The organism is Citrobacter sp. A316 (assembly GCF_002042945.1).
In the GTDB taxonomy this organism is placed as follows: domain Bacteria; phylum Pseudomonadota; class Gammaproteobacteria; order Enterobacterales; family Enterobacteriaceae; genus Citrobacter; species Citrobacter portucalensis.
Map to the genome: position 1 here is coordinate 84,031 of NZ_MVFZ01000019.1, position 25,639 is coordinate 109,669.

The 25,639-nt window shown below is 49.2% G+C and carries 25 protein-coding genes; 4 read left to right on the forward strand and 21 right to left on the reverse strand.

The genetic code is table 11. The features are described 5' to 3' along the window. Window positions 1-10: 10 nt before the first annotated feature. From BZK41_RS20885 to proB, 6 genes are all read right to left on the reverse strand, one after another. Entirely contained in the window at window positions 11-2,503 is a 2,493-nt protein-coding gene (locus BZK41_RS20885; RefSeq protein ID WP_079939459.1) for a CS1-pili formation C-terminal domain-containing protein, read from the reverse strand. Window positions 2,504-2,561: 58 nt separating this feature from the next. After that, the gene (locus BZK41_RS20890; protein WP_079939424.1) at window positions 2,562-3,239 is read right to left on the reverse strand and encodes a hypothetical protein; all 678 of its coding nucleotides are present in this window, start codon (window positions 3,237-3,239) and stop codon (window positions 2,562-2,564) included. A 51-nt stretch (window positions 3,240-3,290) separates the two neighbouring features. Further along, window positions 3,291-3,878, reverse strand: a complete 588-nt coding sequence (locus BZK41_RS20895) for a common pilus major fimbrillin subunit EcpA (RefSeq protein WP_079939425.1) — start codon at window positions 3,876-3,878, stop codon at window positions 3,291-3,293. A gap of 597 nt (window positions 3,879-4,475) precedes the next feature. After that, the gene (locus BZK41_RS20905; protein WP_079939427.1) at window positions 4,476-5,195 is read right to left on the reverse strand and encodes a Crp/Fnr family transcriptional regulator; all 720 of its coding nucleotides are present in this window, start codon (window positions 5,193-5,195) and stop codon (window positions 4,476-4,478) included. Between the two features lie 280 nt (window positions 5,196-5,475). Next, the gene (proA, locus tag BZK41_RS20910) at window positions 5,476-6,726 is read right to left on the reverse strand and encodes a glutamate-5-semialdehyde dehydrogenase (protein ID WP_079939428.1); all 1,251 of its coding nucleotides are present in this window, start codon (window positions 6,724-6,726) and stop codon (window positions 5,476-5,478) included. An 11-nt stretch (window positions 6,727-6,737) separates the two neighbouring features. Beyond that, window positions 6,738-7,841, reverse strand: a complete 1,104-nt coding sequence (gene proB / locus BZK41_RS20915) for a glutamate 5-kinase (protein WP_003031373.1) — start codon at window positions 7,839-7,841, stop codon at window positions 6,738-6,740. 289 nt (window positions 7,842-8,130) lie between these two features. On the opposite strand from proB, the gene phoE reads away from it, so the two are divergent. Continuing rightward, window positions 8,131-9,186 (forward strand): phosphoporin PhoE, encoded by a 1,056-nt coding sequence (gene phoE / locus BZK41_RS20920; protein WP_079939429.1) that lies wholly within the window; start codon window positions 8,131-8,133, stop codon window positions 9,184-9,186. Window positions 9,187-9,242: 56 nt separating this feature from the next. On the opposite strand, the gene crl is transcribed toward phoE, so the two are convergent. The 3 genes from crl to gpt all read right to left on the reverse strand — a co-directional run bounded on the left by crl (window position 9,243) and on the right by gpt (window position 11,505). Further along, complete coding sequence (gene crl, locus BZK41_RS20925; protein WP_003031376.1) at window positions 9,243-9,644, reverse strand: sigma factor-binding protein Crl; 402 nt, start codon at window positions 9,642-9,644, stop codon at window positions 9,243-9,245. A gap of 57 nt (window positions 9,645-9,701) precedes the next feature. Further along, entirely contained in the window at window positions 9,702-10,946 is a 1,245-nt protein-coding gene (frsA, locus tag BZK41_RS20930) for an esterase FrsA (protein ID WP_003830828.1), read from the reverse strand. A gap of 100 nt (window positions 10,947-11,046) precedes the next feature. Further along, window positions 11,047-11,505, reverse strand: coding sequence for a xanthine phosphoribosyltransferase (gene gpt / locus BZK41_RS20935; RefSeq protein WP_003031380.1), 459 nt, complete (start codon window positions 11,503-11,505; stop codon window positions 11,047-11,049). 261 nt (window positions 11,506-11,766) lie between these two features. On the opposite strand from gpt, the gene pepD reads away from it, so the two are divergent. Continuing rightward, window positions 11,767-13,224, forward strand: a complete 1,458-nt coding sequence (gene pepD, locus BZK41_RS20940) for a cytosol nonspecific dipeptidase (RefSeq protein ID WP_071444638.1) — start codon at window positions 11,767-11,769, stop codon at window positions 13,222-13,224. 151 nt (window positions 13,225-13,375) lie between these two features. On the opposite strand, the gene dinB is transcribed toward pepD, so the two are convergent. The 11 genes from dinB to lafA all read right to left on the reverse strand — a co-directional run bounded on the left by dinB (window position 13,376) and on the right by lafA (window position 22,675). Then, window positions 13,376-14,431: a DNA polymerase IV gene (gene dinB, locus BZK41_RS20945; protein ID WP_003830824.1), complete on the reverse strand. Its 1,056-nt coding sequence runs from the start codon at window positions 14,429-14,431 to the stop codon at window positions 13,376-13,378. Window positions 14,432-14,497: 66 nt separating this feature from the next. Further along, the gene (locus BZK41_RS20950; RefSeq protein WP_079939430.1) at window positions 14,498-15,139 is read right to left on the reverse strand and encodes a DNA primase; all 642 of its coding nucleotides are present in this window, start codon (window positions 15,137-15,139) and stop codon (window positions 14,498-14,500) included. Window positions 15,140-15,195: 56 nt separating this feature from the next. Beyond that, a complete protein-coding gene (gene lafU, locus BZK41_RS20955; protein WP_079939431.1) occupies window positions 15,196-16,194 on the reverse strand; it encodes a putative lateral flagellar export/assembly protein LafU in 999 nt (332 codons plus the stop codon). Between the two features lie 2 nt (window positions 16,195-16,196). After that, window positions 16,197-17,060: a flagellar motor stator protein MotA gene (gene motA, locus BZK41_RS20960; RefSeq protein WP_079939432.1), complete on the reverse strand. Its 864-nt coding sequence runs from the start codon at window positions 17,058-17,060 to the stop codon at window positions 16,197-16,199. A gap of 29 nt (window positions 17,061-17,089) precedes the next feature. Further along, window positions 17,090-17,806 (reverse strand): FliA/WhiG family RNA polymerase sigma factor, encoded by a 717-nt coding sequence (locus tag BZK41_RS20965; protein ID WP_079939433.1) that lies wholly within the window; start codon window positions 17,804-17,806, stop codon window positions 17,090-17,092. Window positions 17,807-17,826: 20 nt separating this feature from the next. After that, the gene (locus BZK41_RS20970) at window positions 17,827-18,297 is read right to left on the reverse strand and encodes a flagellar basal body-associated protein FliL (protein ID WP_079939434.1); all 471 of its coding nucleotides are present in this window, start codon (window positions 18,295-18,297) and stop codon (window positions 17,827-17,829) included. A 7-nt stretch (window positions 18,298-18,304) separates the two neighbouring features. Next, window positions 18,305-19,477, reverse strand: coding sequence for a flagellar hook-length control protein FliK (locus BZK41_RS20975; protein ID WP_079939435.1), 1,173 nt, complete (start codon window positions 19,475-19,477; stop codon window positions 18,305-18,307). Further along, window positions 19,474-19,791 (reverse strand): flagellar protein FliT, encoded by a 318-nt coding sequence (locus BZK41_RS20980; protein WP_079939436.1) that lies wholly within the window; start codon window positions 19,789-19,791, stop codon window positions 19,474-19,476. Before BZK41_RS20980 ends, BZK41_RS20975 begins: the two co-directional genes overlap by 4 nt. A 4-nt stretch (window positions 19,792-19,795) precedes the next feature. Beyond that, window positions 19,796-20,188: a flagellar export chaperone FliS gene (fliS, locus tag BZK41_RS20985; RefSeq protein WP_061383070.1), complete on the reverse strand. Its 393-nt coding sequence runs from the start codon at window positions 20,186-20,188 to the stop codon at window positions 19,796-19,798. A gap of 32 nt (window positions 20,189-20,220) precedes the next feature. Continuing rightward, on the reverse strand, window positions 20,221-21,552 hold the full coding sequence (gene fliD, locus BZK41_RS20990) for a flagellar filament capping protein FliD (RefSeq protein ID WP_079939437.1): 1,332 nt from the start codon (window positions 21,550-21,552) through the stop codon (window positions 20,221-20,223). 205 nt (window positions 21,553-21,757) lie between these two features. Further along, entirely contained in the window at window positions 21,758-22,675 is a 918-nt protein-coding gene (gene lafA / locus BZK41_RS20995; protein WP_079939438.1) for a lateral flagellin LafA, read from the reverse strand. 554 nt (window positions 22,676-23,229) lie between these two features. Between lafA and BZK41_RS21000 the strand changes: the two genes are divergently transcribed. Both BZK41_RS21000 and BZK41_RS21005 read left to right on the forward strand, forming a co-directional pair. Then, window positions 23,230-24,180 (forward strand): winged helix-turn-helix domain-containing protein, encoded by a 951-nt coding sequence (locus BZK41_RS21000; RefSeq protein WP_079939460.1) that lies wholly within the window; start codon window positions 23,230-23,232, stop codon window positions 24,178-24,180. Further along, the gene (locus tag BZK41_RS21005; protein ID WP_079939439.1) at window positions 24,158-24,637 is read left to right on the forward strand and encodes a hypothetical protein; all 480 of its coding nucleotides are present in this window, start codon (window positions 24,158-24,160) and stop codon (window positions 24,635-24,637) included. The genes BZK41_RS21000 and BZK41_RS21005 overlap by 23 nt, the downstream gene beginning before the upstream one ends. On the opposite strand, the gene BZK41_RS21010 is transcribed toward BZK41_RS21005, so the two are convergent. Then, window positions 24,634-25,635 carry a flagellar hook-associated protein gene (locus tag BZK41_RS21010; RefSeq protein WP_079939440.1) on the reverse strand — a complete coding sequence of 334 codons (1,002 nt, stop codon included), beginning with the start codon at window positions 25,633-25,635 and terminating at the stop codon, window positions 24,634-24,636. The genes BZK41_RS21005 and BZK41_RS21010 overlap by 4 nt on opposite strands. Between the last annotated feature and the right edge of the window lie 4 nt (window positions 25,636-25,639).

Here is a 25,639-nt window from a genome sequence, read left to right on the forward strand (position 1 = left end):
TATTAATACCTTATCGTTGTGCCATCGTGGTTTGCGTTGCACATTTCACATCGCCAACCCACGCCGCGCCGCGTGCTTTTTCCAGATCCAGATCGGCTTCGCATACCCTGCCATTGGCAGAAATTAACGTAATAACCGGATACTTTTTATCAATATCGATAGCAAACTCACCTTTTGCATCCGTACGCGTTTTACCGATGTGGTTATGGATATCGGTATTTGCAGCCAACTGTCCGTCGGGATAACGAATACGCCCGAATACGGTGACCATGCTTTTCACTTCAGGGTTAATAACGCCCACGTTACCCGGATATAGCGTCAGCTCCTGTTTGCGTCCTGAAACAATATCGAAGCTGTCTTCAGAATTTTTATCATTGAGGATCTCCAGCTTGTACTGAGCATAAGGCGGCAGTGCAATGAAATTTGATTTACCGCTGAGAAGATAATTGCGGTTATTAATCTTCGCAGCCAGTTTCCCTTCGCCGGTCAAATCTGTTTTCACAATGATGCCTGATCGTTGCCGCTCTTTACTCAGGCCGAAATCTTTACCTGCCCACGCCAGAGAACCCTGGGAAGAGAAGTTCATATTGGTGGAGTTGTCAGCAGAACGCGTTACCGATACGGTGCCGGCGTTATATTTCGTGTCATAACTCAAATTGCCGTTTACCGAATAATTATTGTCATAATACTGTTCGCCGCTCAGTCGCGTTGATGCCGACAATCCGACCGATTTAATCGGGCCCTCAGCATACTGCTTACGCGCGCTGAGATTACCCTGGGTGCTGCCATAGCGATCCCGGGAGACGCCCATGCTCAACCAGGATGCCAACGGCAACGATAAATCCAGACTGACATAACGTTCCTGTCGCCCATCATCATTCCGGTTGTTGTAGTAATAACGCTGAATACCTGCACGCAACCCAACCGTGGCATACCTGCCTGAATAAAGGGTTGTGCTGTAGTCCAGATTACGATATTTATTTCCCGAGTAGCGATTCTCCGTCTGACTCACGGTGAGCGAGCCGCCATGAGGAATAAACTTTCCGAGGTTAAGAGTTCCGCCAATGGAATAGTTATCACGCTCCTGCATGGGCAAGCGATCGCCAATTTTACTGTCTTCACGAGATGCCCAAAGGGAACCATATCCCTCAGGAACATTGAGATTGATGTTACTGATGTTTCGCCATGATGAATCGTTCGCTACCAACATCTGATTGCCGACGCTGACGTATTCATTCACATTGAGCGTGACATCCGTTTCATTAACCGCATTGTTGTCAAAACCGTAGATCGTTGATTTCAGGCCCAGCCCCGACAATATCGCCAGCGTCACCGATGCGGCCCCCCCGGCAATCCAGGTCTGCTCATTACCCAAATCCTGATAGTGGTTACGCTTATAGCTCACCCGATCATAATCCTGCGAACCACCAAAAAACTGCCATGAGAGCTGATGAACTCCGGCATCTTGTTGGCGAGCAAAGATCTTATTAACCCGGCTGACACGACTATTAATTGTCCGCCCATTGACCACGATATCTACTGTGACGTCGTAAACACCATACGGAAAACGACTGGTATCAATTTCATAGCTGCCCATATTAAAGTTCTGCACGCTGAGCAAACGTCCATCGCGGAATACATGAACCTCACCAGCGGCTGGCAAAAATACAGTGATCGGCGTTAGCGAAAGCGCGGTATTCTCAACAACCGTACTTCCTTTATTCCCGTAGCTCACACCGTAAATTTTCCCACCATTAAGCGCATTCAGGCTGGCAATAGACTGGACATTCCATGTGTCAAGCATCCCCAGCGCCAGTCGATACCCTTCATAATCGCGCTCATACATCGCGCGATAAAGTTTACTGGTACCATTGCTGTCACCTATGCCGTAAAACGAACCGTTAACATTAATGTGGTGCTCCCGCAGCGATGTTGTATTGTCCATCGTCAGATAACTGCGGGTACTGCTGCCATTTCGGTAATCGTTGTAGTAGGTACCAAAGTTGTAATTCAGGACGTTAGACAGAGTTTCAACGCTGGAAGGTCCAAGCAGGCTGCTTCGAGCGACAATCGCTTCAGTTAACGCATCTTTGCTGACAATCATCTCCAGATGAAATGATGAAACATTAAGTTGCAGTCGAGCATTATCTGACAGTTCAATATTCGTATTATCGTGAAACTGCACATCACGAATCTTTTCCACCAACGCACGGGTTTTCTCGGATAACACAGCATTATTGGGCAATTCGGCAAGAGTCAGGGCTTTAACTGTAATTTTGCCATCAACAAGTGAAATCACCGCATCGGCAATTTTTTGCTGACTTTTCTCGTCAGTCTCGTTGTAACGTATATATACTGGCACCGTCATTCCCTGCTCCAGTGAACGGGCGAAAGCACTGGGAATAACGTAATTACCCACTTTTACTGGGGCTGCATGTGAAGTTCCTGGTGTCAGCGCAAGAAAAAGACAAATGCTACCGCCGACAATATTTGTTGTTGTCATATGCATCCTTACATTCCGGTATTTTTATTTATCCCGTACAGATGGCTGCAATAGACCATCACTTCACTGTAATAAACTGCTTACCGTGCCAGATACCGATGCGTGAACGGTTATTGTTAATGTCGGTAAACTGCAGTTTTATTTTTGTACCCGGCATAATGTAATAACGTTCGCGACAGCCTCGTCCCTGATCGCGAGCATTATCTTTGCAAGCGCCATAGGCGATGACACGAAAAGAAACATTGCCAGTATTGGTAATAACATCGCCATTGCGGCTATATTCAAAACGCTCTTTACGCGGCGCGATCACCAGAATAGTGCCAATCTCAGCGGACGCTGTTGCGACAGCCATTTTATTAGCCCGTGTTTCCACACTCTCAGTGACCGGCTCATCTATCCATTGCAGACGATAATAACGCTCAACATCATCTGCTGGCCCTTTATAAAAAAAGCGAAAAACGTCCTTTGCCTGACCAGGAAGAATAAGATTAGCTGGCGTAGAGAGTAACTCTCCTGAATTAACGGGCTTTATTTCGACGCCCCCCGCTAAAGGTGATGACAATTGTTTTACCGAAACACTGACATAACGCGCCGCATCTGTTGTATTGGTAATTTCTTTCGATAATGTACTCTCAGCAGAAGTCATTATCGATGTGATTTCACCAACATTTATTGCCCATCCGGAAAAAGATATTACTAGCCCTACCAACATCGCTGTCGGTAAATATTTTTTCATGACACCATTCCTGATAAATTCGGGAGAAAAATTCTCCCGAATTTTTATTGCTTAGGCAGACGGAGTCGTCCAGGTTGCATTGAACTGTACTTTTACATCACCAGTCCAATAGCCGTCAGGCAATGTAGAGTAATCCGTTACTGCCTGACTACCATCAGAAGTCGCTGATGCGATGGTGAATTTGAAGTTGGATTGATCGCTGACGCGGTCAGCACCGTTGTAAGCACCATCAGCCATCAGGCTTTCAAGACCAGAAGTCGAGCTGGAATTTACCAGGACAGTATCTGATGAATTAGTCAACGCGGTGCCATTCCATGCCACCCCTACGTTCAAGGTAGACGCATCGCCACTGGCGTTGGTCAGAGTATTGCTAATAATCTGAGCGCTCAGTTCAAAATCAGTTGCCGTTTCCTGTCCCTGAATAGTCACATCAAATGCGCCATCCTGGGAGTTGAAGCCATTCAGACCTTCGGCATACTGGAAAGTCAAAGAGTTCAGCGGAGTGACGACCAACATGCTGGTGGTATCTTTTGTTGCCGTCGCGTCCCACGAGGCCGTTGCAGAAGCAGTGACATCTGCCATTGCATTTGCCGCAACAAATACAGAAGCCAGAGAGGTCACTAATAATAATTTTTTCATTTTTATCTTCTCCTAAGAACAAACTCACCACCGAGTCTTATTATTAAGTCACTCCAGCGGTTCCATTAATTGCGCGCCAGAATTGCCGCGCCCAAAAATTATCATTTGAATTAAGTAACATCTCAACAAACCCTGAAACGCAAAAATTACAAAAAGACTAAGAATTTTCCCACCAAAACGATAACCTAAGAAGTTTCCTAAGTTTAATTTACTTAAATTACACCAGAGCTCAGAACTATCACCCAAATAAATAAGACAAATCAAACAATTCATCTTTTTTATGTTTTTGATAAATATCAAAAAGATCATACAAATACCACGAGAGCAAAACCCTTACAAAACATAAAGATAATTAACACCTACATAATTTCTCTATAATGCTTATTATTTGTTGCAATTATGCTAAATTTTTAACGACACAAGAAAATTCTCATGGTATATCCATTTACGAGGGAATATTCTTATAAAAAAATCATTCACCTACAGAAACCACATCTTAATTGATAATTATTTGACAAAATTAAAACCAGGAATTTTCCATATAAAATGAATATTCCTGGCTTATCAAGAGAGAAATGATTATCGTTAAATAGAAAATTAGATAAAACGTTTTAAACCAAGATAACTATTAATTGTTACGGTACGTACCCTATGTAAGGTAATCAAATTCTGCTGTTCAAGTGATTTTAATGAGCGGCTAACGGTTTCAATTTTAAGGTCGAGATAACTGGCAATTTCGTCCCGGGAGAAGGGTAAGTGAAGCGTCGTTTCTGGCCTGCCAATACGTAAATGCATCTCATAAAACTCCACCAGGAAAGCAGCGATCCTGGCCTCAGCATGTTTATTCGCATAGCGCCGCAGTTTTTCAACAATGAATCCATTGTCCCTGCAGAGAAATTTGATGACTGCGGCAGCAACCGACGGATCCTTTTCCGCTACCTTGAACAACCGCGCAATATCGATATGACATACCTCCGCAGCCGTTGCCGCCTTAATCGTTGTCAGGTATTTCCCTCCTTCGACAGCATCCAGCGCCATGATATCTCCCGGAACATAAAAGCGGCTGATAAAAACATTATCGCCACATTCCACGCTGGACTTGCAGTACCCTTCGTGGATAACAAAAAGCATATCCGCGGTTTCATCCTGTCGGGCGAGTATCTCCCCTGCTTTAAACCTTCTTCTTTTGTCTATTAATCTGTATTGATTATCACGATCAATTGCCGCTCCCTTAGGACACAGCGAGCAATGACGGGGAGGAAACGGGTTGCCGAGCGGCACAACAGGAATGCGATGTTTGTGAATATCCGATTTCACGCAACAACTCCTCATAAAAAATGAGACTGATTCTAATAGATTGAACCACAGGAACAATACGTGAACCGCAGACCAGGAAAATTCATGCTGGCAGGGAAAATTCTGTGATACGCCGCCTTTCTGGCGCCAGAGAACGCATGGGTCAGAACCAGACTGATGCGATGATGTTAAAACGCAGGATAGAAAAAAATACGGCAGCGGAGTGAAGGTTAGAATTAACCGGGAGATGCCTTAATAACCTTAAAAATCTGAGTGCTATTATGGCATCGCCCGTTTTCAATTACGCACGAATCGTGTCGTCACCGAAGCCAACCCACTTGTATGTGGTCAGTGCTTCCAGCCCCATTGGGCCACGTGCGTGCAGTTTTTGCGTGCTCACCGCCACTTCCGCTCCCAGTCCGAACTGGCCGCCATCGGTAAAACGAGTAGAGGCGTTTACATACACGGCAGAAGAGTCCACTTCATTCACGAAACGGTTGGCGTTGCTGAGCGTGCGCGTCAGTATGGCGTCCGAGTGCTGGGTGCCGTGTTCGCGAATATGGGCGATAGCGCCATCCATATTTTCGACCACCACAACGTTCAGATCCAGAGACAGAAACTCGTTATCCAGCTCTTCCGGTTTCAGTGGCACCAGTTTGGCAGGGCCATGCAGTACCTGCATCACGATTTCATCACCGTGCAGCGTAACACCGCTATCCGCCATCTTTTGGCTTAACGCAGGCAGAAAATGCTCAGCAATATCCTGATGCACCAGCAGAGTTTCTACGGTGTTACAGGTGCTTGGACGCTGCGTTTTGGCGTTAACGATAATCTTCAGGGCCGGGTCGATCTCCGCGGTATCATCAACATAAATATGGCATACGCCAATGCCGCCGGTGATGACCGGGATAGTCGACTGCTCACGGCACAGCTTATGCAGGCCCGCGCCACCGCGAGGGATCAGCATATCGATGTACTTATCCATCCGCAGCATTTCAGCGACCAGCGCGCGATCCGGGTTATCAATTGACTGTACGGCAGCCGCGGGTAAACCGCAGGCTTCCAGCGCCTTTTGGATAACCGCTACGGTGGCGGCATTCGTCCGGTAGGTCTCTTTCCCACCACGCAGGATAGCCGCATTGCCGGTTTTCAGGCACAGTGAGGCAACGTCAACGGTAACGTTTGGGCGTGCTTCATAAATTACGCCAATCACGCCCAGCGGGACGCGACGACGCTCCAGACGCAGACCACTATCCAGCAGGCCGCCGTCAATCACCTGCCCTACCGGGTCGGCGAGATTACATACCTGGCGCACATCATCAGCAATCGCTTTCAGACGCGCCGGAGTCAGCGCCAGGCGGTCGAGCATCGCTTCGCTCAGGCCGTTGGCTCGCGCCTGCTCAACATCTTGTACGTTCGCGCTGAGGATGCTTTCCGTTTGCGCTTCCAGCTCATCAGCAATGGTTTCCAGTACGCGATTTTTTTCGCGACTGGAGAGCAGCGCCAGCTTATATGACGCGGCTTTGGCAGCAATGCCCATTTGTTCCAGCATATGCCTGTTCCTTAACGGGTGATCATGTCGTCGCGATGGACAGCAACCGGACCATATTCGTAGCCCAGAATGGTGTCGATCTGTTGTGAGTGATGTCCGGCAATACGGCGCAGCGCATCGCTGTTATAGCGGGTGACGCCATGAGCAATATCGCGCCCTTCGAGATTGCAGATGCGAATCACTTCACCACGAGAAAAGTTACCTGTCACGCTTTTAATGCCTTTTGGCAGTAATGAGCTGCCGCGCTCCAGAATCGCTGCGGTTGCACCCTCATCAACGGTAATTTCCCCAGCAGGCGGTGCGCCGAAGATCCAGCGTTTACGGTTCTCCAGTGGAGAGGCCTGAGCATGAAAACGCGTCCCAACGGAAACGCCTTCCATCACGTCGCCAATCACGCCCGGCTTGCTGCCTGCGGCAATAATGGTGTCAATCCCGGCGCGGCACGCGACATCAGCGGCCTGCAGTTTTGTTCCCATCCCGCCGGTTCCCAGACCCGAGACGCTATCCCCGGCAATGGCACGCAGCGCATCATCAATACCGTGCACATCTTTAATCAGCTCCGCCTGCGGGTTGGTGCGGGGATCGGCGGTGAACAGGCCCTGCTGATCGGTCAACAGCAGCAGCTTATCGGCGCCAGCCAGAATTGCCGCCAGCGCCGAGAGGTTGTCGTTATCACCAACCTTAATTTCGGCGGTTGCCACCGCGTCATTCTCATTAATGACAGGAACAATGTTGTTATCCAGCAGCGCGCGGAGTGTATCGCGGGCATTGAGGAAGCGCTCTCTGTCTTCCATATCTGCACGCGTCAGCAGCATCTGCCCGATATGAATACCGTAAATCGAGAAAAGCTGTTCCCACAGTTGAATCAGTCGGCTCTGTCCTACTGCCGCCAACAGCTGTTTCGAGGCTATCGTTGCCGGGAGTTCAGGGTAACCAAGATGCTCACGTCCGGCGGCAATTGCGCCCGAGGTAACGATAACAATACGATGCCCTGCGGCATGGAGCTGCGCGCACTGGCGAACCAGTTCTACGATATGGGCGCGGTTCAGGCGGCGGGATCCGCCCGTTAACACACTGGTGCCAAGTTTTACCACCAGCGTCTGGCTGTCACTCATGATTCTCTGCCATTCAAAATTGGGGAAAATGATATCAAACGAACGTTTTAGCAGGACTAGCCCCGGTTGCCAACAGCCAGCGCACAAAGCATGAAATTTTATTGCGCAGGATCAGCAAGCGTAGCGGCAGATTTTGACGCATTTATTACAGAAACAAAAAAACATCCTTTTTTAAAAATATTCTTACTTTGTCATAAAACGTTCATTGCCAGACGTTAAAAACCCTCCTGTCTTTTAACGGGGATCACACCCAGTGAATATTAGCGCGTACTTTTAATCAGGAATGAAAATGAAAAAGAGCACTCTGGCATTAGTGGTGATGGGAATTGTTGCGTCGGCATCCGTACAGGCAGCGGAAGTGTATAACAAGAACGGTAATAAGCTGGACTTGTACGGCAAAGTAAAAGCTATGCATTACATGACGGATTATGACAGCAAAGACGGTGACCAAAGCTATATCCGTTTAGGTTTTAAAGGCGAAACGCAAATTAACGATCAACTGACCGGTTATGGTCGTTGGGAAGCAGAGTTTGCCGGCAATAAAGCTGAAAGCGATTCTAACCAACAAAAAACACGTCTGGCCTTCGCCGGTGTGAAATTAAAAGATTTTGGCTCGTTTGATTATGGTCGTAACCTGGGTGCACTGTACGACGTGGAAGCGTGGACCGATATGTTCCCGGAATTCGGTGGCGACTCCTCCGCGCAGACCGATAACTTTATGACCAAACGCGCCAGCGGTCTGGCGACCTACCGTAACACCGACTTCTTCGGCGTCGTGGATGGCCTGGATCTGACCCTGCAATACCAGGGTAAAAACCAGGACCGCGATGTGAAAAAACAGAACGGCGACGGTTTTGGTACTTCCGTTACCTATGACTTTGGCGGCAGCGATTTCGCGGTAAGTGGCGCTTATACCAACTCCGATCGTACCAACCAGCAGAATCTGCAAACTCGCGGTACGGGCGATAAAGCAGAAGCCTGGGCGACTGGGTTAAAATATGATGCTAACGATATTTATATTGCAACGTTCTATTCTGAAACACGCAATATGACACCAATTTCCGGCGGCTTCGCCAATAAAACACAGAACTTCGAAGCGGTTGTTCAGTACCAGTTTGACTTTGGTCTGCGTCCGTCACTGGGTTATGTGCTGTCTAAAGGGAAAGATATTGAAGGCGTCGGCAATGAAGATCTGGTGAATTATATCGACGTGGGCGCAACGTACTATTTCAACAAAAATATGTCCGCGTTTGTTGATTATAAAATCAACCAACTGGATAGCGATAATAAACTGGGCATCAACGATGATAATATCGTCGCGGTGGGTATGGTCTACCAGTTTTGATATAGCATAAAAAATGCCGGATGGGGTTGCGCCACCATCCGGCATTTCACTGTTCATTATGCCGTTAACTTAACCGGTTCATCCTTAAAGTCATCAGCAGGTTCCAGCGCCAGATTCAGCGTCGTTAACAAGCCAAGTAATTTTTCATGGAATTCACGTAATGTGTATTCCAGTCGCTCTACCACTTCAGTCTCTTTCACCGGCACCGCAGTCCAGTTACCGTCTTTATCAAACAAACCAAACTGATAACTGTACGTGAAGCGTTTTTCCTGCGCCTCCAGTTCCATCCACCAGCCCCAGAACTCGCGTTTCTCAGGGGCGGGTTTTACGTTGACGCAAACAGCCAGACAATCGAAAAAAAATCGATTATCTTCGCACTGCCCTTCCCGGATATACGGGCCAAGCGCGGTGAATTTCTTGATCAATCTACTTTTCGGATGCCCACTCGGTAACGTCATTACGATCTCCTTAGGTGAAGCACCTGTTTTACCAAATCGATAAAATTTAGCAAACTTTTAACACAATCTCTGATTGATCCAACCGGTTATTTCCTGCAGCCCTTTGTCAAAATTGCGATACACCGGGTTGAAGGGGATCTCCAGTAGCTTACCGTCTGAAGATGAAGATGTGATTAAACGTGACTCTTCTTCCGGGCTAAACGGATCGTTCTTCCAGAACCCCGAAAGCATTGGCGTTGGGCAGCGTCGACCCAGCAGACCCTGCACTTTTAATGAATAGCGATTAAGCTCAACGCGCAGCGCTTCATCGGAGGCGTCATGCATCCCGAGGCGACTAGCCAGTACATCAAGGTACATTTCCGGGACGCTCGCCTGACGCTGCGGGTCGCTAAGCAGCGCATGAACTACCGGCCCCAGACAAGCCACCGCCTTCAGACGCGATGATTCCAGATATGCCAGACGTACCGCTACGTTAGCGCCAAAGCGGAAACCGAAGGCTGCCACGCGGGTGTGATCCACCCAGGGAACATTAGGCAACGCTTTTAATACGTGCTGATGCAGCAGGCTGGAATCCTGGGTCAGTTTCCATTTTGACGAGAATCCGACCGACGGCATATCCAGCGTCAGCATGGCAATACCGCGCGGGGCAAAATAACGCTCATACAGACTGTAATAATCCGTTTGCATGGAATCGAGGCCACCGCACATCAGCACCGTCGGGAACGGACCGTCGCCTTTTGGCATATGCAGGAATCCAGTGATTGGCGCACCGCCGGTAACAGCAAATTCCATCTCGCGCAACGTCCCCGGCAGTCGCTGCGCAGCCTCTTCATAGGCGCGATTGGCCAGAGCCTGCGCCTGTTCTGCCAGCTCATCGCCTTTCAGGTGCGGATAAGCGGCAATGTTGTACAGTGTGGACGCATGCAGCCAGTGGCGTCCGCTCACCTGCGGATCCTCTTCCATAGACGCTTTCTGTTGCCAGTCCATCGCCTGCTTCGCCCACTCATAGATCCAGTTCCCACCGCGATAGCCGATAACCGTATCGTAGAGTTCTTTATCCGTACGCTCGGCTTCGCTCATCACGATACGCGCCTGCACCTCAAGGATTTCGCGCGGGTCGACGCCACGCCAGATCCACATAAGGCGATTCACCATGCGGTACCAGTGCGGAATGGTTTTGCCATCCAGGGCAGATTGTACGGACGGCTGCGCGCCGTGATTAAAACGACGAACCAGTGTTGACGTTTCAGGGTGTTTGAAGCGGGGTTTAAACAGGACTTCGCTGAGGTTAGCCTGTGACATGATTGCAGCCTCCATGAGTACTCACTAAGGCATAGTGTAACCTGACACAGCACAAAAAGAACAACGCCCGGCAGTTGCCAGGCGTTGAAAACTTTTTAGATTAGCGACCAGAGATCGGCGGGACGAACACCACGCCCATATCCCACGGCTGCTCAATCCAGGTATCCTGAGGGATATCAACAACATAATCATTCACCAGCGGGCGACCAGCCGGCTTAGCGAAGATAGTGACGAAATGCGCTTTTGGATACATTTCGCGGATCGCAACGGCGGTACCGCCGGTGTCAACCAGGTCATCGATTACGATGAAACCTTCACCGTCGCCTTCGGCACGCTTCAGCACTTTCAGTTCGCGCTGGTTGTCGTGATCGTAGCTGGAGATGCATACGGTATCGACATGACGAATACCCAATTCACGCGCCAGCAATGCGCCCGGCACCAGACCACCACGGCTAACGGCAATAATGCCTTTCCATTGTTCAGAAGGCATCAGGCGGCTTGCCAGTTTACGTGCATGGATCTGCAACATGTCCCAGGTGACGACGTATTTTTCGCTCATGTGAAGTATCCCAGCCTGTTTATCTACGGCTTAAAAAGTGTTCGAGGGGGAAATAGGTTGCGCGAGATTATAGAGATCTGACGCACTAAAAACCAGTGTTTCGCTGAATCCGCGCCTCTTTTTGCATGCTTTATGCTAGCCGTCAGCGGAGAAAGTGGTATTCTCAATCGCATCGCGCAAGCCTGACTTGTGGTGTTTTTAATTCTGCTAACCCCGTGGCCTGCAAGCAAGTTTTGTAGGACATCGCCAAGGAGACTCAACGTGTCTGAACTGTCTCAATTATCCCCGCAACCGCTATGGGATATTTTTGCAAAAATCTGTTCTATTCCTCATCCGTCCTATCATGAAGAGCAGCTCGCTGAACACATTCTGAGCTGGGCCCAAGAGAAAGGTTTCCACGTCGAGCGCGATCAAGTCGGTAATATCCTGATTCGCAAACCCGCTACCGCAGGAATGGAAAACCGCAAGCCGGTCGTTCTGCAGGCGCACCTGGATATGGTCCCGCAGAAAAACAACGACACCGTGCACGACTTCACCAAAGATCCTATCCAGCCTTATATTGACGGCGAATGGGTGAAAGCCCGTGGCACCACGCTGGGTGCGGATAACGGCATCGGTATGGCGTCTGCATTGGCCGTTCTGGCTGATGACAGCGTGGTACACGGTCCGCTGGAAGTGCTGCTGACCATGACCGAAGAAGCAGGTATGGATGGCGCGTTTGGTCTGCAGGCTAACTGGCTGCAGGCAGATATCCTGATCAACACCGACTCAGAAGAAGAAGGTGAGATCTACATGGGTTGCGCAGGCGGTATCGACTTTACCTCTAACCTGCCGCTGTCCCGTGAAGCAATCCCGGCTGGCTTCCAGAGCTTTAAGCTGACGTTAAAAGGTCTGAAAGGCGGTCACTCCGGCGGCGAAATCCACGTGGGTCTCGGTAACGCGAACAAGCTGCTGGTACGCTTCCTGGCGGGCCACGCTGAAGAGCTGGATCTGCGTCTGGTTGATTTCAACGGCGGTACGCTGCGTAACGCGATTCCGCGTGAAGCTTTTGCCACCCTCGCCGTGGCTGCAGATAAGGTGGATGCGTTAAAAGCGCTGGTCAACACCTACCAGGAAATCCTGAAAAACGAACTGGAAGCCAAAGAGAAGAACCTGGCTCTGCTGCTGGATGCCGTTACTCAAGACAAAGCCGCACTGACCGCTCAGTCTCGCGACAGCTTTGTGCGTCTGCTGAACGCCACCCCGAACGGTGTTATTCGCAACTCTGACGTCGCCAAAGGCGTGGTAGAGACCTCTCTGAACGTCGGCGTCGTGACCATGACTGACGATAATGTACAGATCCACTGCCTGGTTCGCTCGCTGATCGACAGCGGTAAAGACTACGTGGTAAGCATGCTGGATTCACTGGGCAAGCTCGCTGGTGCTAAAACCGAAGCCAAAGGTGCGTATCCAGGCTGGCAGCCGGATGCTAACTCTCCGGTTATGCACCTGGTTCGCGAAACCTATCAGCGTCTGTTCAACAAAACGCCGAACATCCAGATTATCCACGCTGGTCTGGAATGTGGTCTGTTCAAGAAACCGTATCCGGATATGGACATGGTTTCCATCGGGCCAACTATCACCGGTCCACACTCCCCGGATGAGCAGGTTCATATCGAAAGCGTTGGCCATTACTGGACGCTGCTGACTGAGTTGCTGAAGTCTATTCCGGCGAAGTAAGATTCTGCACTAACTGCCGGATGGCGCTGCGCTTATCCGGCCTACACGCAGGTTTGTGGGCCGGATAAAGTTTTTACGCTGCCATCCGGCATGCTCGCTGGTTTGTAGGCCGGATAAGGCGTTTACGCCGACATCCGGCAATTGTTCTGAATCACAGTCCCAATAGCAGTTGTCTTTCCATTTGTGGATCCAGCAGCGTGACGTGTAATCCCACCAGCCTGACACCTCGCCCTCCCCTACGCTCGTCCCAGGTCTTGCGTGCTGTCGTAATTAAGTCATCTTTATTTAAGCGCGGCCAGACGTGCTCCTGCGTAGTCTGCTGAAAATCATTAAACTTGAGTTTTATCCCCTGGCGAGCGATCAGGAGATCCGGCTTTACCTTTGCCAGACGCCGTTCCAGTTCGGGATAGAGCCGTTCAATTATCGCCTCACACTCCGACCACTCGTGAATATCTTCTGCCAGGGTACGCTCCACGCCGACGGATTTACGCAGCCTGTCGTTGTTGACGTCACGCTCGTCAATACCCTGACTGCGCTCCCACAGCACGCGACCAAACTTGCCGAAGCGTTTGAGCAGCATTGCCAGGTCGTATTTTTGAACATCTTCGCAGGTACGTAACCCCATTGATTCCAGCTTCGCAGCGGAGACTTTGCCGACGCCGGGAATTTTGCCTAACGGTAATGTTCTGAGAAATTCAGGAACATCGGCAGGGGTAATCACATATTGCCCATTGGGTTTGTTGAGATCGGAGGCTATTTTTGCCAGAAATTTTACCGGCGCAATTCCGGCCGAGGCGGTTAACTGTAACTCGTTAAAAATTGTCTGGCGGATTTCCTGAGCAATTAGCGTAGCTGAGCCGTGGCAGTGGGTGCTGTCGGTCACATCCAGATAGGCTTCATCCAGCGAAAGAGGTTCTATCAACGAGGTATAGCGGGAGAAAATAGCCTGAATCTGGCGGGAGGCTTCTTTATAGGCCTCATAACGACCAGGTAATAAAGTGAGATGCGGACACAGCTTTAATGCCATTCCCGTTGGCATTGCGCTACGCACGCCAAATTTGCGCGCCGGGTAATTGGCCGTGCTGATGACCCCCCGACGTTCACGACTGCCGCCAATGGCAATAGGAATGTCACGTAAGGCAGGGTTATCGCGCATTTCCACCGCCGCGAAAAAGCAGTCCATATCGACATGTATGATTTTGCGCATCGCTCGTCTCCCACAACACTGTTTAAGTATACAGTATTTTTATGTTGTGAGAAGTCTGTTTATGCCTTACGCCGGACCATTCATGACGAAGCGTGCATCGCACAGGTAACGCACGATATCCGTTTTCGTATGCTCCGCGGGATTGCCCGCCGTGCTGACAAACAGTTTATTCACTTTGCGAATATTTGCCCGCAGCAGTTTTTCGATCGTCATCAGACGAAAGGCATCATTTTCAACGCAGAAAAGCTCGTAATCTCCCAGACGTTCACCACAAATTTCGCAGTGATTCATCCAGTAACGTAGCCCGGTGGTTTTACTTTTATCGAGGTAGTAATTGCTGGCTTTGATGTTCTTTTTTATCTCTTCAGGCAAAGAATCAATGTGAAACAAAAAGCTGTTGCGCCTGACCGACTGCCAACCCTGACTATCCTGATCTTTCTTAATAAAGCGGGTAAACATCACGCCATGAATGTGGGTAATTTGATGGCAGCTCCAGCAGTGCATTTTCGACGTAATAACCAGGTAATAAGGGGCCACAATATTAAAATTGTCCGCCGCATAAACATACTCGCGCAGTTCCTCATTTAACTCATGAGGCTCGGTGTACCAGATACCTGAAACCTGGTCGAAATGTGCGCCCTGACAGGCCACATCGATGACGTTATCAGTATGAATATCCAATGGAATAATATGGGTTACATCTATCATATTGCCTTCCTGAGGGATAGTTTGCCCCCACGCAACGTGGGGGACGGAGAACGTGGTTAATGAGTGACAGGAGCAGATTGTTGACGTAAAGAAGTCACCTGCTTTTGCTTGTCCAGTTTATCAACCAGCGGTTGCACAACCTTCTCTCCCTGCTGGCCGAAATATTGATACAGCGTATCGGAAGCGCTTTGCGTCAGCACCATAATCTCAATGCGACGGTTACCGGCGCTTTCCGGGTTTTTCGCATCTAACAGCATTTGGTCCGCCATTGCGCTGACCTGCATGACTTTATCCTGCGGCATTCCAGCATCTTCCAGCACGCGTCGTGCTGACAAGGCGCGGTCACCGGAGAGGTTCCAGTTGTTGTAAATGTTGCTCTTATAGCTCATCGCATCCGTATGTCCGGTGATGATTATCTTGTTATCCAGCGAGTCAAATACGGGGGCTAGCTCAACCAGCAGCGATTTAAAGAACGGCATAATTTTGGCGCTACCGCGTTCAAACATATTCCGGTTCTGGTCATCTTTAATCAGTACGCGCAGCCCCTGAGGAACAATTTCCATTTCAAGGTTGGTTTCCATATGCGCATTGCGGGCGATGACGTTAATGTCGGTCGCCAGCTCACCCAATTCGCGGGCTGATTTTTGCTTCAGTAACGCCGTTTTTTCGTTTACGTCCAACGCCTTTTTCGCGTTATCTTCCGTAATCTTCGCCGTTTCCTGCGGGTTGGTGGTTTTATCGAGCTTATTGCGCGTGACGTTTTTCTTCTGCGCACCCGGCGCTATCGGCTGCTTGCCCAGTTTGTTTAACGGTGCCATGCCGCCACCGTTAAAAATTGACTGACCATGCAGCGCCGCCACAATATTTTCACGGTCGGCTTTACTGACGCTGTTCACAATCCACAGCGTCATAAACAGTGCCATCATCGCCAGCGTAAAGTCAGCAAATGCTACCTTCCACGCTCCTCCATGATGACCTGCATGGCTCTTCTTTATTTGTCGGCGGATAATAGTGGTTTTCGCGCCGCGATCGCGACGATTTGGCCCCTTCCTCATGCTTATTCTTGCTCCAGCATCGCATTGACCCACGCATCCAGGTTGGCGAATGTAGGTTTGGATGCCAGATGAAGAAGTTTACGCCCTGCATCGACCGCCAACAGCGTCGGCTTACCGCCTGCTTGCGCCACCAGCACGGTACGTACGCATTCAAGCAAAGAGTGTTCCGCCCGTGCCTGCTGTTCCATGGCGTTTGCCAGTGGGTCCATCAGGCAATAACAGATGAAGACCCCTAAGAATGTCCCCACCAGCGCCGCCGCCACTTTCAGGCCGATAAGCGCAATGGAGCCATCGATTGACTGCATGGTGATGATGATACCCAGTACCGCTGCACAAATGCCAAAACCAGGCATGGCCTCGGCGGTACGCTGCAAGGAGCGCGAAGGCGTTAACAGCGATTCTTCCGCGGTATCCAGTTCCTGATCGAGGATACCTTCCAGCTCATGGGCATCAATTTTGCCCATCGCCATCAGACGGAAGTTGTCGGCGATAAAGGTCACCAGGCGTTTTTGGGTCAGCACCAGCGGGTATTTCTGGAAAATGGTACTCTCTTCCGGCTGTTCGATATGCTGATCCAGCATACGCAGACCGCCGTTTTGCACCATTTCCAGCAACTCATAAAGACACATCAGCAGCTGGCGCTGGAACTCCGGCCCCATTTTCTTTTTACTGATTACGCCTTTAATCTGGCGAACGATCTCTTTCAGCACATGCATCGGGTTACCGATAATCATCGCGCCCAGACCGGCCCCCATAATAATAATTATCTCGGCTGGCTGCCAGATAGCAATAAGCTGTCCACCCGCTTCAAAATAACCACCAAATACGCAGCCTAAAACCACCAATAAACCAAAAATCTTTTGCATTACGTCCTCCGCATGTTGATTCGGAATTGTTAATCTGGATATAAACAATCACGAATCTTGTGCGTGATTTTTTTATTCATTTGACAAATACGGGCTTCCGTCAGCCCTAATACCAGCGCGATCTCTTTTAAATTCATATCGTGTTGGTAATACATTGAGAGCACCTGTCCCTCTTTTTCGCTGAGCTGGCTCAAGGCATAACTCAACATTTCCTGCGTGACGAATTGTTCCTCAAGCCCCCGCCCTTCGAGCGGTGCAATTGGCATATCGCCATTCAGTAATTCATCCAGACTGGCCAGCGATTCAGCGCCTTCCAGCTGTTGGTATTCCTGATAATCTTCAGAAGACAGCCCCAGTCTGGACAGGTCCTCCCATGAGGGTTCATGGCCAAGCTGGGTACGCGCATCACGAATCAAATCTTTAATCTGATGGTATTTTTGTCGTAACTGGCGAGGTCGCCAGTCCAGGCTGCGCAGCTCATCGAGTATGGCGCCACGGATACGGTGGACGGCATAACCGGCAAAACCCTCATCCGGTTGACCATAGCGGCGAATCGCATTCAGCAATCCCATCAGCGCCGTTTGTTCCATATCCTGCCTGTCCATAACGCAGGTACATTGCGGCGCAAGTTGACGCACCACTTTGCGCACCAAAGGAAGATAAGCCTGTAAATAATGGCTCTCTTGCTTTGGCGTTAGCACGGGTGTCGCATTAAAGTCTTCTGACTCGTAAGCATCCTGGATCATTTTATTCTCTGGCCTGCCGCTTATTGAAACACGACTTTTTTCACCAATATGTCCTTATACGGTGTCGCCATTTTGCGTTGTGCCAACTCTTTTTTCAGCGTATTAGAAACCATGGTTCTTATTTCTGAGATTTTCAAAGAGCGAATTTCTTCATATTTCATATCAGAAAGTTGATCGACCGTAATACTTTGATACAACGGCTCTTCTTTCTTTATTTTTTCAGCGTCTTTATCCGAATCAACAACCATAACGAGTTCAGCCAGCATGTAATGATCTTCACCTTCATTATCATGAAGGGTCACTACCGTTTCGGGTAAGGACACGAAAATACTGCTGGTTTCATCCTGATTATCTTCCGCTACATCAACCGGCTTCTCTGCCTTAGCTGTCGCGCCTTTATTCATAAAATGATAAATACCCCACCCAGCTCCACCAGCAATACCCAGAGCAACGACGGAGCTGATTACACACGCAATAACAATTTTCTTCATCTTGCTTTTACACTTTGATCAGAACGGATTCGTTCTGTTGAAATTGAGGTTCATCATTGAGCACTAATGCTGACGTTACCTCGTCCTGTTGATTACCTGACTGCTGTTGTTGTTGCTGCGATTGCCCCTCGGAAGAGACCTGGACATTCACTTCCATGAAGTTCTGCGCCGTAAGGTGCTGGCGTAAGTTCTCGCTAAATTGCTGCAACGAGCGACAGACATCACTCTGATTTGCGCCGATGTGAACCATCAGCTTTCCAGCATCCAGTTGCACAGCGATTTCCAGTTTGCCAAGCGAAGGAGGGTCAAGACGAATGGTCGACACCTGCTGTTGCTGGCCAATCTGGAACTGAATTCTGTCTTTGAGCAGCGCGGCGAGTTTCTCCCCAAGTTCCTCTGTTGACAGCGTGGTAGGCGCGGAAACTTGCGTCGACACCACGTTATGGTCGCTCAGAGCGTTCACCGGCTGATTTCCCTGCGCCGCTGTATTGAGCAAACTTTGCGCCGCAAGCGTTGGGTTAACCGTCACACCAGCGGTTTTTCTCTCCACCATCGGGCGGGGAACGCTATGATCCGCTGACTTCACGCGGGCAGAAATTTGCTGCGAGGTCGAGAGAGATGCAGGTTCAGGTGCGATCGCACGCAGATCCTGAGCGGAAAACGTCGCCAGCTTAGCCTGTTGAGCCGGGGTGGCTTGCGGCAAATCCTCGGTGAGTGACGCCAATAATGTTTGCAGCTTAGGCGGCAGTGACGATAAGTCGGTTGCGTGCTGCTCAGTCGATGGCGTGGACGTTTTTTCCGGTTGGGCCATAGCGCTTGCCAGTTGGCGCAACAGCGATGAACCGGAATGGGTGGTTTGCGCCTGTGCCAGCATTTTCAACATTTCACCATCAGGCTGCTTCTGTACATCGGCAGGGGCCGCCTGAGTCGGCTGCGCTAATAGCATAGCCAGCAAGGCTTGCATGGCTGCCAGATTAGTATCGTCTTGTTTATGTTCAGCCGTCGATGTTTGCTGATGACTCAATTTTGCGCCAATCAGCCGTTCAGCCGCGGCGTTAATCCCCGACAGAGGTAAAGAAAATGTGTCGCTGCTAGCAGGGACTGCCGACGCCGAAATAGTCGCCTTTTCCGGTGTGGCCTCTGCCGACGCACTGACCGAGGCCAGTAATACAGGATTCATGCCTTCTCCGAGATTAAATTAACCATTGAATACGCCAGCATGCCTTCCTGGTTATGCTGATGTTTATCCATACGCACTTTGAGTTCATCCGCACGCTGCGTACGTCGTTCAATCAGCGCCTCAAACGCCGTAAGCATTTTGCGTTTCACCTCACCCAGCGCGGCGTCGTCAGTTTCCCAGGCCGCATAAGTATGAAAATCACGCATCACCTGCTGATGCAGTCCGGGCAAGCGCCGCCACCGTTTTTGATCCAGGGCATCGTTCATCGCCGCCACCAGGGCATAAAGTTGCTGTTGCTGACGCTCTCTCTCCATCGCCTTACCCAAGTTTTGCCGACAGACCTTCCCAGCCTGTACGCAGATTCGTCAGGATAAGGATCACTTCATCGATCTTTTCTAATGACATTTCACCGCTGGCCTCATACAGGCGATAAACGCAGTGGTCATAAAGTCGGGATAGATTCACCACCAGCTCGCCGCCGGTTTCAAACTCCAGCGAACTGGTCAGGGCATTGAGAATATCGATGCACTTATTAATGCTCTGTGCTTTACGCTCATAGCGTTTGTTCTCAATGTGGCTTTTGGCGCGTTCCAGTTCATCCATCAAACCGGAAAACAGCACCAGTACCAGTTCCAGAGGGGACGCCGCTGCCGTACGGGCAGCAAGATCCATCTCTTTGTATTGCGCATAACCATCCTGCGTGTCGTACATTTATTTCTTAATCCTTCTGCGAACTCAGCCGATTACATAAACGCGGCCATGCTAACTTTCATGGTGTACACCTCAATCAGCGTATTGGTGTACTCTTCGACATAGCGGTCATAGTTGGTGTTATAGGTTTCAGTCAGCTGATTGCCTTCATCCGAAATTTTGTCCTGCTGGTCAGTGATGTTTTGCTGGCGCATCGTGATAATGCCGTTGCTGGAGTCAAGATAGCTGTCCATCAGGTCATCCATCTGCGCGACCATGCTGTCATCGCCGACAAAAATTGAGGTCAACCCGTCCGGGTTTTCTTCCATTTCCTCAGTGAACTGAGTGGAGTCAATCTGCAGGTGGCCGTCGGAATCCAGCGTGATGCCGTAATCCACAATCGAGACACCGCCATATGAGGCGTGAGCAATATCATCCATTTGGTTTGCCAGAGACTTCATCCCCGCGTCACCGGCAAATACCCCGGCCGCGGTGTCGTCATCGCCGTAGCTGGTCAACGAATCGATGGTGTCAATTAAAGTGTTGTAGGCATCCACGAAGGTCTGTACTTTGGCCTGCGAGCCGCCAGAGTCTTCCGCAACAGTAAAGGTGGTCACATCGTTAGGGTCAGCAGGATCGCTGGCCTCAGAAAACGTCATCGTTACGCCGGGAATAACATCATCGAAGGTATTGGTGCTGCTGGTAATTACTGGGCCTGTCTGATTGCCCAGATGGATTTCGGCGTCCTGAGCGGTGGTGATTTCCTGCTTAGAAGCCGTCATCGCATCAGAGAGTTCAGTATTTCCTTCAACACTCACCGAAAATTGACTTTGTTCCCCGGTGGTCTCTGAAGTCAGCATAATGGTTGTCGTATCACCCGTTTTGACCAGGGCTGCCGTTACACCGGGGTTATCATCCGAATCATTAATCGCATCAACCAATTCACTGGCATCAATAAACCCGTCATCATCACCGTTCTTATCCGCTGCTGACAGGTCGATATCCATCGTACTGTCGCCCATCGTCAGTTCGAAGGTACCCGTTGCGTCATATAAACCGTCAGTAATGCTGTATGTTGTCTGCTGTGCCTGCGCAAGCGCTGAAACATAAAATGAATAGGTTCCCGCTTGCGCCTGCGAGTTGGCTGACACCGTATTCGACTCGTTATTTGAGGTGGCGGAAAACGTCAGTGGGCCATCGGTATCGCTATTCAGGGCATCAATAGCCGTCTGAAAATCAGTCAGCGCCGTACTTAGCGAGTCCAGACCATTACTTTCAGCGTCCAGTTCGGCCTGTTCGTTCTGCAAGTTGGCGGCTTGCGTCGCAATATCAGCGTAGGCAAATTTTTGTGCCATCTTTTGAATTGGGCTCGTATAACTACTCATAATAAAGGACTCCGTGCGGCGTTATTTTTGATTCTGCAAAATACGTGCCAATAAATTTAGTTATTTAAATTCAATTAATTGCAGAATCAGAGGAAACCGATCTTCCGCAATTCAGGAAAGGATTCAGACATCTTCTTTGTGGCGGAAAGCACAACACCGCCGGTCGGCGGTGTTGTGAATGGCGTCATTTCACCACTTAACGGAATTACTGCAGCAGGCTGGAAACCATGCTGGACATGCTGTTGGACTGTTTCAGCATGGTGATACCGGTTTGCATCAACACCTGCTGTTGGGTCATGTTCGACGCTTCCGTCGCATAGTCGGTATCCATAATGTTACCGATAGCGATATCCGTGTTGTCCTGCATGCTGGTCAGGTTGGCAGCGGTGTCATTCAGACGGTTGATAGATGCACCCAGTTTGGACTGGATCTTGGCAACATCATCCATCGCTACCTGGAGTGCGGAAATATTGGCGTTTGCACTAGCCGTTGACATTAACTCAGTTCCGCTTGCAGTAGCAGTTCCAACACCATCAGCAGAATTCCAGTCGTCACTGAAGGTGGCGCTCAGACCTGACAGATGCTGAATCAATCCATCCAATTGAGAGGAGATATTCACAGTCATTGTATCGGAGGATTCTGCCCCTACCTGGAACTGAACTGAACCAGTGAACAGGCCAGACGTATGGGTATTGCTGTTAGCTGCATTGCCGAACAGGTTAGTACCGCCGTAAGTGGTGTTTTCCAACATATCGGACATCTGTTTGCCGAGTTCGTCATATTCATCCTGCATCGCCTGCAGGTCATCGCTGTTGTAGGTTCCGTTCGCTGCCTGCGTGGACAGGTCTTTCATACGCCCCAGTACGTCGGTCATTTCGTCAAACATGCTGTCTGCGGTCTGCAGCATCGCCGTTGCGTCCTGGATGTTACGCAGTGCGACGGTCATACCATCGGACTGAGAAGTCATACGGCTGGCAATCTGTTTGCCCGCAGCATCATCGGCAGAAGAGTTAATGCGGTTACCTGTCGCCAGACGTTCCATAGAGGTCGACAGTGAAGCACTACTTTTATTAATGGCGTTTACTGATGCCATTGAGGCGGTATTAGTATTAATCGATAACATGGTACTGCTCCTTGGGAATAATCGTTTTCGTTTCGATACCCAGTAAAAACGACCATCCGTTTGGAAAACTTAAAGCGCTGCTAAAAAATTTTTTACGCTCCTTACCACCTCATTAACCAGAGAGATAAACCTCGATTCAATTTTAGCTTTCCGTGCTTACACTCATCCAAAGACCCACCACATAAGGAAGATCTCAATCAAGATTTAATTAAAAGATTATTAGAAATATCTAATCATTGGTTGATTGCTTGCGCACAAGAAGGGTTAACTTTATGATAAAAATAAGATTATACTTATCTGTAAATTTTTTAAGGCGCCATACCCAATGAATATTTTACATTTAGTTGCAAATGCCCTATATTTTTATATTGTGAGTCTCAGACACTTTCGTTACATTTCAAATCCTTTTTTGGGCAGTATAAAAAACACTCAATAGCGATTCGGCTGCTGCTTCACAGCCAGAAAGACATTTCAATTTCTCCAGAATTCTAATGCACTGATTTTTAACGGTGTGACACCAGGGATATAAAAATCTTGCGCGGATGTATAAAACCATGAGTATTGTAGTCAACAACTGGCGGATGGATTCCTCGCTTAATGCGTTAATCCATTGTGAAACAGGTGAGATACGTCGCCTGGGCGAATACCATTTTATTCTGTTAGAGACATTAGCTAAAAATGCCGATGTTGTTTTATCTCGTTCATTTTTAATGACCGCTGTATGGAAGAATCGCATCGTCGGTGGAAATAGTCTACCGACAGCCGTTCATGCCCTGCGCGTTGCTATCGATGATGATGGTAAACAGCAGGAAATTATTAAAACCATACCCAAAAAAGGGTATTTATTTAATAAAAATTACCTGACTGAAACTATTGATAGTAATGAAGTTATTGCTGATGACAGCACTATTGATGAAGTCGAAAGGTCTACCGAGGTTGTTGAGGCACTTACGCCTATTGACACACTACCATCAGCAAACCAAGAAAAAACATCCCTACTTAACAGTCAACTATCATTAAAAAATCAGAGAAAAACAACTAACAGACGGCATCCTTACCGGGCCGTTCTGATAACCTTACCCGTTATTGTTATCGCACTGTTATTGTTTATATTAATCTCTTATTTCAAAGCACCGTCGGTCACTAAAACGCAAGAAGCCCCGCAACTGGTTAAAGAAACACTGGAAAACGCCGACCGTATTACGGCTTATCAACTTTATGACCCCGGTGAGAATAAGAAATCGTTATCACTTGTTTCACAACATATTCTTCCTGGTGTAGAGCAGATCAATCAACTGCTGGTCACGCATAGCGCCTCGATGACCCTGTATTACCGGGTTTCTCTCAACAAACTCGCCCTTGATATTGTGCTAAGCAATCAATGCAATGACGACTGGCAGTTAGCGCTGAGTTTTGATAACTGGCTAAATAAAGATAATGAAATGAATGGTATTTTAATTAAAGAAGTGGAGAAAATGTTAAATGAAATGCCAAAATGCAAGTAATCACTGTTTCCTCTACCTGTCTTCTTTAGCGTTATTTTGTACCTTCACGGCCCATGCCCACATTGAAAATACGGTCATTGTCAATTACGATCTTAATACTGGCAAAAATGTACATTATGAACTTATTACGAGCCCACTGAATAAAAACACGACCATCACTCTCGTCCCATTGGATCAAAGTAACAAAACGCCATCAACGTTTAAGGTCACCGCATGTATTAACTATTATGCAGGCTCGTCTAAACAGGGGGAGTTTCATTTTAGTACTACCAAAACCGATCAAAATGACTCGCGGCTGGCAAATTTTGGATCGTTTGTGACAGAACACAACCTGCATACATGGTGGATTCATTTAGACGCGCAGCAAAATTTGCTTTTTACGCAGGATGTAGGAGGTCTGTTAATCACAGACCCCGCTGCTTTTACTTTTTCAACGAAAGCATGCCATCAGGATTAGCTTAATAAACTACGGACCGTCTGACTGGAAAGCCGGGCTTGTCCGTTTACCGCCTGTGCTAATACCTGATAGTTATGATTCGCATGATCCAATACCCCCCCCAGTGATTCAGAGGCTTTGACCGCACTTTCTGCCTGTGGAAAACGCGCCATACCGTCAATGAGCTGTCGGGCCTTCTCCTGCTGCGCGGCCATTTGCGCACGCTGATCGCCAATGACATCCAGCGCCTGCTGTAATCCATCCTGAGAGCGAGAACTGCCCTGCGCGATATGTTGCAAAAGTTCTTCTGAACGGGACGGATCGGCAAACGTTTTGAGTGAGGTAAACGCCGATGACTTCACATCAACATCGCGTACGCTCAGGGTTTGTTGGATCTGTGACCACTGCTTTTCCGGAGTGGAAAAGCTCAGCGCCCCCTGCTGATCGTGCACCTGCACGCCAACACGACGCAGCGCGTTGCTCATCATCATTTTGTACTGACCGGGATCCAGATCCTCACCGACCACTACCGCAGAGTGCTGTGTTTGCCGTCCGTCGGAAACACTGAACATGCGCGAGCTTATGGCGTTTTTTTGTAGCATTTGCGCCAGTTCGGGCGCGTGAAAGGTCACTCGCGCCTCGCCCTGCAAAACCGGACGCAGTTGCCTGTCGACCGCACCGCCGGACAATGTTGGCCTTTTTTCCAGCCACTGTGAAAGCTCGGTCCCTTTTTGCTGTTGTGCCTGTCCGCCACGGCGCGATGCGTGACGATAGTCCAGCAAATGCTGCTCCAGTTGACCCAGATAATGGTCGGCCTGCTGCAGTGTGGTGAGCTGATCGTTAAGCTGCACACTGTAGCGCTGGGGCCGGGTGGTAATAAGTGGTGAGGCCGGATAATCACTCGCCGTTGCGGGTAACTTTTGACGGACAGGGGCATTCTGCGCAACAGCATGCTGTTGCACAGAAGAATTAAGCGCTCCGCTACCGGAGAGTGATGTTGTATTTAAACCGACCTGCATACTA